13 protein-coding genes are annotated in these 15,702 nt (G+C 41.2%); all 13 read right to left on the bottom strand.

From position 1 onward, the window contains the following. Positions 1 to 18: 18 nt before the first annotated feature. The 13 genes from HDC92_RS19165 to HDC92_RS19105 all read right to left on the bottom strand — a co-directional run bounded on the left by HDC92_RS19165 (position 19) and on the right by HDC92_RS19105 (position 15,691). Positions 19 to 1,416, bottom strand: coding sequence for a putative zinc-binding metallopeptidase (locus HDC92_RS19165; RefSeq protein ID WP_012780485.1), 1,398 nt, complete (start codon positions 1,414 to 1,416; stop codon positions 19 to 21). A gap of 17 nt (positions 1,417 to 1,433) precedes the next feature. Continuing rightward, positions 1,434 to 2,879: a RagB/SusD family nutrient uptake outer membrane protein gene (locus tag HDC92_RS19160; RefSeq protein ID WP_012780484.1), complete on the bottom strand. Its 1,446-nt coding sequence runs from the start codon at positions 2,877 to 2,879 to the stop codon at positions 1,434 to 1,436. A gap of 32 nt (positions 2,880 to 2,911) precedes the next feature. Continuing rightward, positions 2,912 to 6,472 carry a SusC/RagA family TonB-linked outer membrane protein gene (locus HDC92_RS19155; RefSeq protein WP_255484597.1) on the bottom strand — a complete coding sequence of 1,187 codons (3,561 nt, stop codon included), beginning with the start codon at positions 6,470 to 6,472 and terminating at the stop codon, positions 2,912 to 2,914. Positions 6,473 to 6,738: 266 nt separating this feature from the next. Then, positions 6,739 to 7,932 (bottom strand): FecR family protein, encoded by a 1,194-nt coding sequence (locus HDC92_RS19150; protein ID WP_183876693.1) that lies wholly within the window; start codon positions 7,930 to 7,932, stop codon positions 6,739 to 6,741. An 80-nt stretch (positions 7,933 to 8,012) separates the two neighbouring features. Then, the gene (locus HDC92_RS19145) at positions 8,013 to 8,624 is read right to left on the bottom strand and encodes an RNA polymerase sigma factor (RefSeq protein ID WP_183876692.1); all 612 of its coding nucleotides are present in this window, start codon (positions 8,622 to 8,624) and stop codon (positions 8,013 to 8,015) included. 141 nt (positions 8,625 to 8,765) lie between these two features. After that, positions 8,766 to 9,302 (bottom strand): DUF420 domain-containing protein, encoded by a 537-nt coding sequence (locus HDC92_RS19140; protein ID WP_012780480.1) that lies wholly within the window; start codon positions 9,300 to 9,302, stop codon positions 8,766 to 8,768. A 12-nt stretch (positions 9,303 to 9,314) separates the two neighbouring features. Beyond that, positions 9,315 to 9,944 (bottom strand): SCO family protein, encoded by a 630-nt coding sequence (locus tag HDC92_RS19135; protein WP_238326527.1) that lies wholly within the window; start codon positions 9,942 to 9,944, stop codon positions 9,315 to 9,317. Between the two features lie 77 nt (positions 9,945 to 10,021). Next, complete coding sequence (locus HDC92_RS19130; protein WP_012780478.1) at positions 10,022 to 10,381, bottom strand: cytochrome C oxidase subunit IV family protein; 360 nt, start codon at positions 10,379 to 10,381, stop codon at positions 10,022 to 10,024. Between the two features lie 20 nt (positions 10,382 to 10,401). After that, positions 10,402 to 11,109 (bottom strand): cytochrome c oxidase subunit 3, encoded by a 708-nt coding sequence (locus tag HDC92_RS19125; protein ID WP_012780477.1) that lies wholly within the window; start codon positions 11,107 to 11,109, stop codon positions 10,402 to 10,404. Between the two features lie 30 nt (positions 11,110 to 11,139). Then, complete coding sequence (locus HDC92_RS19120) at positions 11,140 to 11,730, bottom strand: heme-copper oxidase subunit III (protein WP_012780476.1); 591 nt, start codon at positions 11,728 to 11,730, stop codon at positions 11,140 to 11,142. A gap of 6 nt (positions 11,731 to 11,736) precedes the next feature. Next, positions 11,737 to 12,639, bottom strand: coding sequence for a heme o synthase (gene cyoE, locus HDC92_RS19115; RefSeq protein WP_012780475.1), 903 nt, complete (start codon positions 12,637 to 12,639; stop codon positions 11,737 to 11,739). 11 nt (positions 12,640 to 12,650) lie between these two features. Continuing rightward, positions 12,651 to 13,715 (bottom strand): COX15/CtaA family protein, encoded by a 1,065-nt coding sequence (locus tag HDC92_RS19110; protein ID WP_012780474.1) that lies wholly within the window; start codon positions 13,713 to 13,715, stop codon positions 12,651 to 12,653. A gap of 86 nt (positions 13,716 to 13,801) precedes the next feature. Beyond that, entirely contained in the window at positions 13,802 to 15,691 is a 1,890-nt protein-coding gene (locus HDC92_RS19105; protein ID WP_012780473.1) for a cbb3-type cytochrome c oxidase subunit I, read from the bottom strand. Positions 15,692 to 15,702: the final 11 nt, after the last annotated feature.

Below are 15,702 nucleotides of genomic sequence, written 5' to 3'. Positions count from 1 at the left end.
AGCTTTAGTTATGTACGACTAATATTTTATTACACCTAAATTCCCGAAAAACGATGAAGTAGGATCTGAAACTTTTGTCCACTGTCCGAATTCAAGGAAATTGGCATCATAACGCCAGCTGACCGCGAAACTACCTGAAGTAAGGTAATTGGTTAATGCAACCACTCCCGGTGCAATCACCTCAGCATTTCCATCCCGCCTTAAATAGGTCAGGGTTAACTGATTGTTTGCGTTATAAGCTACCTTATACACAAAGTTTGCGGCCAGTACACCGGTTGAATTGGCATAGTTGATACGCAACACCAGTTCACCAGCTCTGGGATAGAAAAACAGTACAAAATTATTTAATACCCTGCCTTGACCACCAACCGCTGCAAGACCTGTTTTAGTTGTTGCCCAGGTAGACATAAAATTTGCCGACATGCCAGGAACATTGTCAGGATCGACAGAAATTGAAGTATACTTTTTGCGGTTACCGAATAATGTAGCTAAATCAGAAGGTGCATTTGCTGCCAAAGCATAGTTTACTTTGTTTTGCAAACGGGCGAATTCAATTCCGTAACTGCTTTTGAAGTAAGAAACTACAAACTGCTCTTTTTTCCTGAGGGCCGCCTGGGCAGCCGTATTTGGTAATTCCCTGACAATGATGAAGGGTGGATTGGCCGGATCGGGAATAGAATCGAGCTTAGGGACTACGATACTGTTTACAATTGCATCGTAAGAGGATTTTCCTTCTGTCAGCATAACTGATGTCATTTCTGCAAAATCTTCATTTGGTGAAGCTTGGGAATACTGGGTAATGTATCCCGCATTATTGGCATTTACCAGCGTAGTATTGTTCCAGTCGGCAGTATAACCTGCAGGTGTAACCTGCGGAAATTCTTTCTGATAGCTAATGGTTTGGTTTAAAATATGCGTAAACTCATGATGGATGGTTTTAAGTACCCGCTGAGAAACCTCCCTGTTGGTTTTTGAGAAGTTATTGACATTAAACAGGGTTACTTTTACCCCTCCTTCTGCTTCCCCTAAAGTTACTGTACCACCTACATTATATTGTAAACTCCCTACCAGCACATAGTTTTTTGGGCCGTATTTTCTGATGAAATCCATATTACTTTCCGATACATATGGATCAATCCAGACTGCTTTTACCATTTCCATTAAAGGTTGAACCCTTTCAACTTTTGGTGGGGTTAGCGTCTTTGCAGGATCATATTCCGTACCATCCCATCTGTATTTAACAGACATGTTAAAAGGCTGCGTAAAGTTAGTATACAACCATTGATCAAGTGCTCCCTGCACCCAGGTGTCGCCCCCAAGGCCAACAATTTCCTTATCCAGGTTCTCACTCTTTTTACAACTTATCGTTAAGCCCAAAAGAGAAAAAATACCCAGTGTATATATAAAGTTTTTCATGTTATTTGATTTATTCGTTAACGTGGATTTTGTTCAACACCTGATAAAGTAACCTGTGAAGGGATCTGCAATACTTTCCGTTTATCCTCAGCAGCTAAATTAAATTCGTTACCAGCGGCATCACGGTGAACTACCGGTAATTTATGTCTTAAAATATCCAGCCAGCGCATTCCTTCATGTACAAATTCAGCTTTTTTAATATCCAGTAGCGCATTGATATAGGCCTGCTTGGTATCAGTGGTTACATTGGCATAATAGCTTTTTATTTTTGCTTCGGTTAAGTCATTTGCAGACGGGCTATAAGCAGTTACGCGGGTACTGATCATTGTATTCATATCCGCCAGCGCCTCTGTATATTTACCCTGTACAATATAAGCCTCAGCACGGTTTAACAAAACCTCTTCGGTAGTTAACAAAGGTACCATCGTATAGCCGGTGCCACTGGAAGCATTGATGCTGGTACGCACAAAATGTTCAGCAAATTTGATCAGGTAATAATAGGTTGAGCTGTTGGAATAAATAGGTAATGCAGTAAATGTTACCCCTACAGGTGCCAATATGATCCTTAAACGGTTCTGACTGATCGAATATATGGGCCTTTTATAGTTTCTGGCCAAACGCGAGACAGTTTCCCCGATCAAGAGGTTGCCAGGATTACCAGCATTCATATAAGCCGTTTCCAATTCCTGGACATTGTAGGCAGCATAAGATTTCCATGGCCTTACATTATCTGCAAAATTATTTGCCGGAAAGGTAAGGTTGGCATACTCAATCACTTTGTCCATATTTTTTTTAAACAGATAATACCGGCAGGCAAAAGCATAGGCGGCCTTACGGGTAAAATGGTAAGCAGGAACCGTGTATTTATCCTGTATCAGTGGAATACCCTCCAACAGATCCTTTTCAATTTGCTGATAAGTATAAGCCACTGTTTTACGCTCGTAGCTTTTAAAAACAACCGATTCCGGCGTGGTGACGTAAGGAATACCGGGATCGGTTTCTGCTGTTGCAGGGTCATAACATTTCGAGAAAAACGTTACCAGCATAAAATGTGCATACGCCCTTGCAACCAGGGCCTCACCTTTTTGCGCAGCATATTGCTGGGGATCCGAGGCTTTTTCAATTGCATCCAAGGCCTGATTGGCCGTTGCAATTGCAGTGTAACAAGCGTTCCAGTAATATGTTGGGCTATCCTGATCAACAGCCTCTACATCCTTCCAGTAATAGCCATTCTGGTTTACCGGGAAGTCTATTCCGAGGGCACTCACAAATGCCGGAATATCGGACATAGATTCGGACAATAAAACAGCATTACCTCGTGGATAAGCAGTAACCAATAGCTCAGCAACTTTAGTGGGCGTATTTAATTTGGTACGATCATCAGGAGCATGATCAAGATATTTATTACATCCAACACCGGCAATGGCCATGAAAAGGAAGAAGTATATAGTATATTTTTTCATCTCTAATTCTATTTAATATGATGGGTTAATGATTAGAAACCAACTTTTAATGATAAAGTCAATTGCTTCGGGATAGGCAGTGCCACACCACCGGATCCAAAAAACTCAGGATCCTGGCCTTTTAGCTTTTTATCGGCATACAGCAACCAGATATTATTTCCCTGCAGTTTTAACGACATAGACCCTACACCAATGGCATCACTGTATTTTTTTGGTAAGCTATACATCATAGACACCTGTTTAAGGCGGACAAAAGAACCATCTGCAACACGGTCAGTAGAGTAATTATAAGCAGTATAAGGATAGGTTCCGTTGATATCTTTTCTAACCAGATAATCCGCAATGGAAGGAACATTGGTCACATTCTCATCCAGTGGCAAGGTCCATCGGTCTAAAAACTCCCTTGGCAAGGCATCACTATCATCATATCGGGCAGAGAATACATTGTTTAACCTTATTTTATTACCTGCCTGATAGGAAACAAAAAAGTTGAAGGTAAAATCTCTATACCTGAAAGTATTGGTCCAACCACCCGTGTACAACGGGTCTACAGGTCCTTCATATTTTAAATATAGAGGAGTGGTACTTTGAACATATACATTTGTGCTCAACGTACCATTTTCATTAATAAATGTAGGTACACCCAGACCATTTAAGCCTTTAAAATCAATAGAGTACAAGCCTCTTACCGGTCCTCCTTCCAGTGCTCCACCTTCTGAGATAATTAAATCGTAAATCCTTGGCTTACTTTTTAAGCTGGTGATCTTATTTTTATTATATCCAAAAGTTAAATTTGACGACCAGCTGAAATCAGTAGTCTTAACAGGCGATCCGCCCAATGTAAATTCTATACCATGAGATTTCATATCCGCAAAGTTGGCTGTTTTGGTTGCCTCACCACCAATTCCGGAAGTGATCACATCGCCAATCAGATCAAAACCTTTACGGTTATAATAATCAACACTAAAGTTTAAACGGCTTTGGAACAAACCTACATCAAGACCAACATTGGCTTCATATTGTTTTTCCCAGGTAAGCTGTGAGTTTTCTAAAGCATCTAACACAATCCGGGGTTCAACTTCCGATAATCTTGGACGAAGGGTCGTACTGTTTTTAAGCACCACGGAAGAATTGGTTGCATCCCCCAAACTGGCAGTTAAGCCATAGCCACCACGCAATTTTAAATAACTGACCTGTTCTATTTGCTTTATAAAATCTTCCTGATCAACATTCCACGCTGCACTTAATGTCCAGGTAGGCAGCCATCTGGCTGTAGCAGATTCGCCCATACGGTTACTGCCATCATATCTTACTGTTCCGTTAAATATATATTTGGAGTCGTAAGCATAATTGGCGTTTAGAAAAAACGCAGCATACCGATCGTAGAACCTATTCATCCCATAATAGTTGTAGTTCCCTTCCAACAACATCTTAATGATCCGGTAATCCGTAAATGGTACACCTCCCTTGTCATATTGATACCCATATCCATTGCTGAAACTATTCTGACGATCAGCAAATTTGGTTTGTTGTCCGATAAACGCACCAACATCGTGCTTGCCAAATTTTTGCTTCCAGTCAACCTGGTTCCTGATGTCATAACTCATCAGGTTATCGTCATTCCTGTTGTAAAAACCACCCTGCGGCAAAACACTTTCTTTGTCGATCAGCTGTGGCTGATCCGGGTCGTCATATAAAAATATATTGTTGTTTGCAATAGTTGAATTGGGCATAAACCTATAGGCATTTGCCATATTTGAATATTCGGTTATTTTATGTTCGCGTGTGGTTTTAACATAACGCAGCGCACCAACCGACTTAAATTCGAAGTTCTTAATGAATTTGTAATTTAGTTCGCCCTGCAATTTCATATCCATCATATCCAGGTCAATATAGTTGTTGTCCAATTCCTGAATAATGTTGAAAGGCGCATAGTTGCGGGTAAAATATTCCAAATTACCCTGCTCATCGTAAGGTGTTAATGTTCTGCTGGTATTTAAGGCATAGCTAAAAGGATTGATATCAAAATCTCTGGTATATTTTCCTTCTACCACATTACTGGTACGGCCAAGTGTTCCAGGAGCCCGCTGTTTCCTTAAAGCTCCTGTTCCCAATATCCCTACGCTCAATTTAGGAGAAAGTGTGTAGTTACCTCTTAAATTCATAGTATAACGTTTGGCCTGATCGGCAAGGGTCCAGCCTTTGTCGTCGTAATAACCTACAGAAAAATAATGCTGAGATTTTTCTGATCCGGATGAAATGCTCACTGAATGTTCCTGAACAAATGAGTTTTTAAAAAGCACATCAAACCAGTCTGTATTGGCTAAGGCGTATCTTTTTAAATAGGCTGAGCGACCTTCGGGTGTGTTTTCAACACCGAATTTACCCAAACTGGCATCATAGGCGTTAATTTTCTGGTACATTTTAGCAAATACACCACCATTCATATCATTCACTATATTGGGAGAGAACCCGCCTTTACGGTAAATCTCTGCATAAAGCGACATCTGATCAGCAGAGTTCATGATGTTGAAGGAATTATAGCTCGGCTTCAAAAAAGAAGAAAAGTTACCGCTGTAACTAACCTGTGTATTTCCTGAACGACCTTTTTTAGTCGTAATTACCACTACGCCATTCATAGCCCTGGCACCATACAAAGCTGTAGCAGATGCATCTTTCAAAATATTAAAGCTTTCTATGTCGTCCGCATTGATCCCTGCTACTGATGAGCCCAATAACGTAGTCGCATCCCCACTGGATAGCTGGTCATTGGAAATGTTCACCACATCCTCCAGTACTACCCCGTCAATAACCCACAATGGTTTATTTTCTCCTGATATAGAAGTTGCTCCACGTACACGGATTTTTGGTGCCGTACCAAAAGTTCCCGATACGTTTTGTACCGAAACACCGGCAACTTTACCTTCCAGCATCCGGCTAATGTCTATCACACCATCCTGCTTTACATCTGTACCGGTGATGGTTGTAGCCGATCCCGTAAATAGTTTTTTATTGATGTTCTGAAAACCCGTAACCACCACTTCAGATAAGGCTTTGGTATCCTGCCGTAAACGTACATTAACATTGTTTTTCCCATTGGTACTAATTTCCTGCATAACGTAACCAATCATTGATACCAACAGCACATCTCCTTCATTTACACTTATGGAAAATTCCCCGTTCGAATTGGTTGAAGTCGATTTTGTGGAGCCTTTAACTTTAATGGATACGCCTGGCAATGGCAAGCCATCTTCTTCAGCCACAATTTTACCGTTAATGATCCTTTCGGGAGCTGCATCTCTTACTTTTACGATAATATTTTTGTCTTCAATAGCAAAAGAAAGGCGTTTTAAACTGAATACATTTATCAGCACTTCAGAAACGTCTTTTTCTTTTACCTGAACGCTCACGGTTCCTGCGCGTTCAATGACTTCATTGTTATAAATGAAATCGTAACCGGTTTGCCGGCGTATTTCTTTAAATAGTTCTTTTAAACTGGCCCCACGTTTTGAGATACTGACTTTCTGGGCAAAGCTGGAGGCTGTTGCCTGGAAGGTCAGGGCCAGAATAACAATAGCAGTTAATTTCATCATCAGGATCAGTTTTTTTATTCCAATGACTGTTCTTTTTCGGTCAAAACCAGAAAAGAAATGAGCAATAAAGCCCGTTATTGAATGTGAATAATCATTCATATATTTGAAATGTAGGGTTAAGGTGTTTAGTTGATTGACACGATTAAATAAGGGTAACCCTATAACCTGCCGCCAAGCAGGATTTCAGGCCTTTCCGGAGCGCAATCCGGAAAGGTTATTTTTGGTTAACCTGTAAATGTTGGGATTAAGTACTTATCTCCTCATCGTTACCTCCTTTTGTTAGTTTTAACAATAATCTGTTGATCGCCTATCTCGAAATTCACTCCTCCGGTTTCAGCTATCAGCTCCAGGATCTTCGAGACATTATTACTTCTTGAAACCATTCCGGTTATATACAGATCAGGCTTAATGCCCTCGTATACGATATCCACATTGTACCACCTTTTAATCTGCCGCATCACCTGTTCAATAGGAGTATTGTCAAACTGGAACAAACCATTCTTCCAGTCGGTCACCTCATCAATGTCAACCTGCTTTAAAGCAATATGTGTAGTCCCCGGTTTAATCAACGCCTGCTGGCCAGGAAACAAAATCTGGGCAGCCTTACCCAGCTCTACACGAACAGATCCTTCAGCCAAAGAAATCTGGGTCTGTCCTTCATCAGCGTAAGACATGATATTAAAATGCGTACCTAAGACCTTTATTTCTGCAGCTCCTGTCTTAACTTTAAAGGGATGCTGCTTATCCTTAGTAACTTCAAAATATGCTTCTCCGGTTAAAGTAACCGTTCTTTCAGTACCAGAAAAAACCGAGGGATAGGATATGGCAGACTCCGCATTTAACCAAACTCTGGTACGGTCTGGCAAAATCAGCATATACTGTCCGCCACTTGGCGTACTTAAGGTATTGATATTAACTGAACTTTCAGTACCATCCGTTCCACTTGCATCGTACAGCAGCATTCCATCTTTTGTTTTACTGATCTTAGTTTTACCCTCATTGGCCAGCACACCTGTTGCATGCCCGTCCAATACAATTTCTGTTCCATCAGCCAGTTTTAAAACAGCTCTGTTTCCACCAGGGGCAATATCCTTTTTTAGCTTTGCCACAGGAGCCCTGCTGCTATCTTTAACTTGTCCCTGGTTGCCCCATATCAAAATGCCAACAGACAAAATGAGCAAAACAGCGGCGGCCACCGGAATCATTACTGCCCATAATGGTCTTACTTTTTTAGGTGTCGAAGTACCTGTTATAGTAGCAAACATCTCCTCCCAGTCTACCTGCTCAGCAGCAGTTCCCGGCACCAGGCTTGTATAGTTTTCATCCATGATGATTTTCAGACGTTCTTCGTATTCCGGAAGCTCCATATAGGAAAACAGCTCCTTAAGTTCTTCAAGGCTGCAGGATTTATCAATGTATTTATTTAATAGCCTTTCAAACTGCTCTTTTGTTCTGTTCATCAAGAATATATAACCCGCTATTGGTGTGGGTTATATACTATAGTTACATAGAAGGGCTTAAAGGACCGCCTGGAATTGAATTATTTTATAAAAAAAAGATAAAAGGCCAGAATGATGGCTGGAATCGCTGAATTTTGATCGAGAAATATTTTTATATACCGCAATACTTCTACCATGATGTTTTTTATCCTGCTTTTGGACAGGCCCATTTCAAGCGCAATGTCCTCGTGGCTCATTCCCTCTTCCCGGCACATCCTGAATACTTGTTGTTTTTGCACAGGCAGGGTAGAAAGCGCCTTGTCTATCAGCGCCCTGCTTTCTCTCATTAACAGGGCCTCTTCGGTAGGGTTAACCTCTACCTGCATATTTGCCCAAACAACTTTTAACATTTTTTCGTCGCGGGCAACGTTACTCAGGTAACGTAAAGTTTTATTGCGAACTACCGTATAAATGTAATTTCTGGGATGCTCTACTTTTACCAGGCTGTCTCTATTTTGCCAGAGGCTAAGAAAGGTATCCTGAACAATCTCTTCCGCATCTGCTGAAGAATGAATAAAATTGACCACAAATGTAAAGACGCGGGACCGGTAAGTTTCAAAAATCAGTTTAAAAGCAGCTTCATTACCCATGGCAATCTGTTGCAACAATTGTTGCTCGCCTGCTAAATCATAAATTACACCGCGGGCAGCCATGAGTCTTATTATTTCGTTAATACGATAGCGGAAGAAATCAACAGACAATCCCCCTTATAAACGCAATTTAGTAATATTTTGAAAAAAGCCGGCATGTGCCAGCTAAAAACCATTTCAATGTGTATTAAAAAACAGCCAGGCCTAAAAATTATAATAAGGAGAGATCATCAGGTATACTACAACACCAGTAACTGCAACATACAACCAGAGTGGAAAAGTGATCTTTGCAATTTTTTTATGCTTATCAAAACGTTCGGCCAAAGCCCTTACATAAGTGATCAGCACCAGGGGTATAATGACAATAGATAAAAGTATGTGTGTCAGTAGAACAAAATAATAAACATATTTGATGGTACCTTCTCCGCCAAACTTTGTAGATGGGGTGGTCATGTGATAAGCGATATACATGACCAGGAACAATAACGAACAGCCAATGGCAAGCTTCATTAAGTTCTCATGCAGTTTCCGTTTTCCCTTCTTAACCGCCATTACGGCCATCACCAGCAATACCGCGGTAATGCCATTTATGGTCGCATAAATTGGGGGCAAAAAGGGCAAGGGGCTTGCATTGGGGATTTTAACATAGAACAATACCGCTACGGCTACCGGGATAACAATAGATAACAAAATGATCCATTTATTATATTTCTGTTCAACTGAATTGTTATTTGCTGTCATATTTAATACACACTATCTTCCGTCCTCATTGTTTCTTAATTCTTCGGTAATCAATACCTTGATCTCATCATCCAGTTTGGCCAGGGCTTCCTGGCTGCTGGCTTCATAATATCCCCTGATCCGGTGCTGATAATCCAGCAAAACAAACATATTGCTGTATACAAATTTCGGCAGGCCGTTTACAACTTCCTTATGGGCATCTATAAATAAGCCCTTGTTGATCAGGTTATATATGGTTGTGCTGTCTCCGGTAAGTAAATCCCATTTTCCGGGTTTTGCAGCAAGTACAGTAGCGTATTTGTTCAGAACCTCAGGCGTATCGTTTTTCGGATCAATGCTTAAGCCTACAAAATTCACAACTTTATTTTTATGGTAAGTTGTTTCAAAAGCTTTCATGGCTTTGTTTGCTACATTAACACTATAGGTATCGCCTTGGGTGTAAAAAAGGTTTAGCACAACTATTTTGCCATCGTATTGCTTTACCGTTATGGTGTCCGCATTTTGGTTCAGCAGTTTAAAATCACCCACCTGGTGATAAACGGTATCCGGCACCTGTTTCCCCCGTACAGAGTGGAATGTTGAAGCCACTTCTTTAGGCCCAAAAAAAGGCAGTGGCTTATAACGGTTCTTACCCTTTTCCACTAGTAAATTATATAAAAATCCTGGTACCGCTAATATGGTGACCAGGATTAAAATTTTCTTTATGGAAGCTGCCTTCATTAAACCAAGGGCATATGCAGGTGTAAGTATCCGCCTTCAATTAGCATCAATACAATAAAGTAAAAGATAAAAATAAAAACGACAGTCAGTGAAACCTGAAGCCCAACCTTCTCGTATTTAAGGTGCATAAAATAAGCAACTATATAAAAGGCCTTTAATAAAGTTAAAGCGATATAAACATAATTACCGATATGCTGAGGCATATGTCCGCCTGGAATTGCCCATAAGGCAATGATAAACTCAATTACAGTAATGGCCAGCAGAATTCCAAATACCTGCCAAATTTTCTTTTTGTCTAAACCTGCATGCTCCCCGTGTGCATGTTCGTTATGTGCGTGTTCGTTATGTAATTCTGACATAATATCTTGATTGAGAAAAATTAAACTAAATAGAAGAAGGTGAACACAAATACCCAAACAAGGTCTACAAAGTGCCAGTATAAACCAACTTTTTCAACCATCAGGTAGTGACCGCGTTTTTCAAATGAACCATTAATGGTCATACATAAAATGATGATGTTAATGATTACCCCACTAAATACGTGAAATCCGTGAAATCCGGTTATTGTGAAAAACAGGTTTGAGAACTGCAGTGCAGATACCGTAGATACTTCACCGGTAAACAGGTGGTGCAAAGTCTCCATAGGAGGAATTTTACCCCATCCAAAACCTTCGTGGAATAAATGCGTCCATTCAGCAGCCTGACAGCCAAGGAACATTAAACCACCTATAATGGTTGCCACCATCCACCAGATCACTTCTTTTTTAGAACGTCTGTGCCCGGCCTCAACTGCCAGTACCATTGTTACAGAGCTCATGATCAGGATGAAAGTCATCAGACCCACGAATACAAGTGGTGCACCACTGTCGGTTATACCCGGAATGGATTGAAAAACCAGATCCGGATCTGGCCAGGTAAACTTACTAAAGCGCTGTGCTCCGTAATAGATCAGTAATGACGAAAATGTGAATGCATCAGAAACCAGAAAAAACCACATCATTATTTTGCCGTACTCTACAGACCACGGCGAGCGGCCTCCGCTCCATGGAGTGGTTTTTACCTGATCTAATTGTGATAATGAACTCATTTTGTAAATAGTAATAGTTTGTTAAAAATTCTAACTGTTCAAAAGTAAAAAAACATACAGATATATCCATAATATATCTATAAAATGCCAAAATATAGAAGCGATTTCCATCCGGTACTTGCGCTGCTCTAAAGACATCTCTTTATAAGCCCCGATCAGGGCATTCAATACAATACATAAACCCGCAAAAATATGCAACAGGTGAAAGCCAGACACAATATAGATCATAGAAATGGCCGCATTGTTGTTCACCATGGCCGCACCGGTATGGAACAAAACGCTCCAGGCATCAAACTGCAGATAGGCAAACACACAGCCTAAAGCCATTGTTGCCCATAAAAATAACTTCTGACTACCCGTATTCCCTACTTTTAAGGCCCTAGAGGCTAAAAAAAGACAGATGCTGCTGGCCACCAATACCGCAGTACTGTATATAAAAACATCGGGCAATACCAATCCATGCCCTTTACCCTTCGAGGCAGAGAACACGATATAATAACTCGTCCATCCACCAAACATAATGGTCGACGAAACAACAAATAACCAAAGAACGAATTTTTTTGGCTTTGCATTAAACTCCGTTCCCATCTTTAAATCTTGCTCTTTCAATGTATGTACCATTTAAATCTATTTAGCTAAAAAATCAAATAATAAAACCAACTGTACCAGGGGCAGGTAAAAAAAGGAACAGAACATCACCTTCCTTGCACTCGCCAGATCCAGTTTTACCCACAATTTAAAACCAAGCCATGCAAAAACAAGGCTTGCCATCAATGAAACCCCTCCGATATAATAGCCACCAAAGCCATAAAACGTTGGCAGCAAACTCACCGGAATCAATATCAACGTACTTAAAAAAGTAATAAAAGCACTTGTCTTATCCCTTTTGGTAGTTGGCAAAAGCCGGAAACCGGCCTTACTATAGTCGTCATCAAGCACCCATGCAATTGCCCAGAAATGTGGGAATTGCCATACAAACTGCACCAGAAACAAAATGCCTGCTATCGTATAGTCCATCGGTACAAAATGTGTGGCATTGCCAAATGAGGCCAGATAGCCAAGTAAAGGCGGCAATGCGCCTGGTATAGCGCCAACAAACACAGCTACCGGCGATTTACGCTTTAAAGGCGTGTAAGCAAAAGCATATAACAGGATAGAGAATACAGACAAGATCCCTGTCTCCAGATTAAGTTTACCCAAAAGCCAGGTGCCCAGCATACCCATAATTAAACCCAGTACCAGGCCTTGTCCGGTAGTCATGCGGCCTGCAGGCATAGGCCTGTCTTTAGTCCGGGTCATCAATTTATCCAGATCCTTTTCTATGATCTCATTAAAACAGTTCGCTGCCCCCGTCACTAAAAACCCTCCTGCAACCAATATCAGCCAGTTCATCCAGTTAATCCCATCCAGTTCTCCCCTATAGATCTGCGCCTTCTGACCAATTAAAAAAGTAATTGATGCAGAGAACACCACCAGGAAGGTGAGCCTGAATTTGATGAGTTTAGAGAAATCTGAAAAAAAATGTTTCAATTTATATATAATTAATCCTGTTGGTTATAGGTATTTGTTCTGTAAACCAACAAATACAAATAATATTGTAAGCTAAATAAAAGTGTCGAAAATAAAATATGCATCGCCTGTGCATAAGGCGGCAGCGCAAAGTTAGACAATAATAGTCCGGTTACAATCTGAATGATCAAAACTATCCCAACAGCCCCACCAACCCGCAATGCCGTAGCCTTACCGCTAAACTTATCTTTTACTATTTTATAAACAATAATATTCAAGATCAGTACCAGCATAGCCAGGTCACGGTGGTAAGAAAATACATCCCCCACTTTAGCAACCCAGCTGGCCCTGTTGTTATACATCAGCTGTTTGGCTATTGCATCTATGGCTTCCCTAACCTCTGTACCCAATACAATCTGGACCACACTTAACACTATGGCCCCAAAAATCAGCGCTTTAAGCCAAACCAGCTTGCCCATAATCATGATGGCCTGCCTGTCCAGCTCCCGTGCATAATTATAGGTATAAACCAATATCCCTAAAATAACCAGGGCAAGCAGCATATGTACAGTTACAATCCATGGCATCAGGTTAGTAGATACTACAATAGAACCCAGCCAGGCCTGAAAACCAACAACTACCAGATTCAGCAGACTGAGCACAATGATCCTTCTGGCCCTGCTCCTGTAAGTAAATGAATACACTACAAGCCCCAATAACAGCAAACCTGTTGTTGCACCCATCAACCTGTTAATATACTCTGTCCAGGTTTTCGCCGCATTAAACGTTTCCGGCATCAGAATAGATTCATCATGTCTGATGCTGTCGGCCAGGTGTCCTTTTCCCATCTTATCCAGCGTCTTCGCAAAGCGTTCATTTTTAGCAACGCGCTCTGCTACATATTTCTCTTTATAATCGTGCGGAAGCTGTGATGCAGAAGTGGGTGGGACATATTGGTCAAAACATTTCGGCCAGTCGGGACAGCCCATACCAGAGCCAGTGCTGCGTACTATACCACCAGCTAAAATAAGCAGTAAGGTTACAACTATTGTGATAAGGTTTAGCCTGATAAATCTCGTTTCAGATTTAGGAACCATGGTATGTGTCTGATTAAAAAAAAATGAGGTACCTGTTGTAAGTATTTACCTACTGCAGATACCCCATTGTATATAGATACTACTTATTAATCTAATTTTGGCGCATCTTCAGGAGTGTTCTTTGCTTCCCATTCCCTTTGTATGCGTTCCGACTCGCTGTTGCCTTCAAAATCATGCGGCATATTTGAGTTCATTGTTTGCGAGAAAGGAACAGTTTGAGGAATAAAGTCTTCCTCTGCTCCTGGCTTGCTATAATCGTAAGGCCAGCGGTAAACTGTTGGGATCTCTCCTGGCCAGTTACCATGCAGACGCTCCACCGGGGTAGTCCACTCTAAAGTATTTGCTCCCCAAGGATTCTGGGTAGCTACTTTACCTTTAAAGATAGAATAGAAGAAGTTAAACAAGAAAGCTACCTGAGCCAGTGCAGCGATAATGGCCGACCAGGTAACCAAAATGTTCACTGTAACCCATTTGTGCATAAATTCAAACTCAGTAAATGCATAATAACGCCGCGGAACCCCATCCAATCCTAAAAAGTGCAATGGGAAGAATACCAGGTAAGCACAGGCAAAAGTAATCCAGAAATGCAGATAACCCAATTTTTTGCTCATCATCCTTCCAAACATCTTAGGGAAATAATGATACACACCCGCAAGCATACCAAAGATAGCTGCTGATCCCATTACCAGGTGGAAGTGGGCCACAACAAAATAAGTATCGTGAAGGTTAATATCCAGGGAAGCATTACCCAGGAAAATACCTGTTAAACCACCTGAAATAAAGAAAGAAACCATACCAATGGCAAACAACATGGCAGGTGTAAACCTGATGTTACCCCTCCATAAGGTGGCCAGCCAGTTAAAGGTCTTCACTGCCGACGGCACTGCAATGATCAGTGTAGTGATCATAAATACACCACCAAGCAGCGGGTTCATTCCCGTTACAAACATATGGTGTCCCCATACGATAAATGATAAGATGGTAATACCGATCAGGGAATAGATCATCGCATGGTAACCAAAAATTGGTTTTCTTGCATTTACAGACATGATCTCTGAAGACAATCCCATGGCCGGCATAATTACGATGTATACCTCAGGGTGCCCCAGGAACCAGAACAAATGCTGCCATAAAATTGGTGATCCCCCTTCATTGGGAAGGATCTGCGTACCCATAACGATATCAGAAAGGTAGAAACTGGTACCGAAACTCCTGTCGAAGATCAATAAAACCACACCCGCAACCAATACAGGGAAAGATAAAATACCCAGCACAGCTGTCAGGAAGAATGCCCAGATCGTCAGAGGCATTTTCCAAAGGTCCATCCCCTTGGTACGCATGTTCAATATCGTACTTACATAATTGATACCACCCATTAAAGATGAAGCCACAAAAAGCACCATACTGATCAACCAGAGTGTCATCCCTAAACCTGAACCGCTAATCGCAGTTGGCAAGGCAGATAATGGCGGATAAACTGTCCATCCGGCACTCGCTGGTCCGGTTTGTATAAAGAATGAACTCATCATGATCACACAGGCCATGAAGAAGAACCAGTAAGAAAGCATGTTCAGGAAGGGCGAGGCCATATCCCTTGCACCAATCTGAAGCGGAATTAATAAATTACTGAAAGTACCACTTAATCCTGCTGTCAGTACAAAGAATACCATAATGGTACCATGTATGGTAACCAATGCAAGATAAAAGTCGGGTTTAATACGTCCACCCTCAGCCCATTTTCCTAAGAAAGTCTCCAGAATAGGGAAGTCTTTATCAGGCCAGGCCAGTTGCAAACGGAACAGAATCGAAAGGCCCATCGCAATAACAGCCATAATAATACCCGTTATCAGGAACTGCTTGGCAATCATTTTATGATCCTGACTAAAGACATACTTCGTTAAGAAGGTCTCTTTGTGATGCCCATGATCATCATGGTTATCGTGGTTATGTGTATCGTGTAATGATATAGTTGACATAATGTGCTATT

The organism is Pedobacter sp. AK017, from assembly GCF_014200825.1.
GTDB classification, from domain to species: domain Bacteria; phylum Bacteroidota; class Bacteroidia; order Sphingobacteriales; family Sphingobacteriaceae; genus Pedobacter; species Pedobacter heparinus.
Note: the sequence above shows the minus strand (reverse complement) of the source record. Positions and strands in the feature narration are given on the sequence as shown.

Bases quoted from the DNA above. Each gene is read 5' to 3' on its own strand.
- HDC92_RS19140 (WP_012780480.1), bottom strand. From the start codon at position 9,302: ATGACAGCAAATAACAATTCAGTTGAACAGAAATATAATAAATGGATC.
- HDC92_RS19150 (WP_183876693.1), bottom strand. From the start codon at position 7,932: ATGAACAGAACAAAAGAGCAGTTTGAAAGGCTATTAAATAAATACATT.
- HDC92_RS19165 (WP_012780485.1), bottom strand. From the start codon at position 1,416: ATGAAAAACTTTATATATACACTGGGTATTTTTTCTCTTTTGGGCTTA.
- HDC92_RS19120 (WP_012780476.1), bottom strand. From the start codon at position 11,730: ATGGTACATACATTGAAAGAGCAAGATTTAAAGATGGGAACGGAGTTT.
- HDC92_RS19155 (WP_255484597.1), bottom strand. From the start codon at position 6,472: ATGATGAAATTAACTGCTATTGTTATTCTGGCCCTGACCTTCCAGGCA.
- HDC92_RS19160 (WP_012780484.1), bottom strand. From the start codon at position 2,879: ATGAAAAAATATACTATATACTTCTTCCTTTTCATGGCCATTGCCGGT.
- HDC92_RS19145 (WP_183876692.1), bottom strand. From the start codon at position 8,624: ATGGCTGCCCGCGGTGTAATTTATGATTTAGCAGGCGAGCAACAATTG.
- HDC92_RS19105 (WP_012780473.1), bottom strand. From the start codon at position 15,691: ATGTCAACTATATCATTACACGATACACATAACCACGATAACCATGAT.
- HDC92_RS19125 (WP_012780477.1), bottom strand. From the start codon at position 11,109: ATGAGTTCATTATCACAATTAGATCAGGTAAAAACCACTCCATGGAGC.
- HDC92_RS19130 (WP_012780478.1), bottom strand. From the start codon at position 10,381: ATGTCAGAATTACATAACGAACACGCACATAACGAACATGCACACGGG.
- HDC92_RS19110 (WP_012780474.1), bottom strand. From the start codon at position 13,715: ATGGTTCCTAAATCTGAAACGAGATTTATCAGGCTAAACCTTATCACA.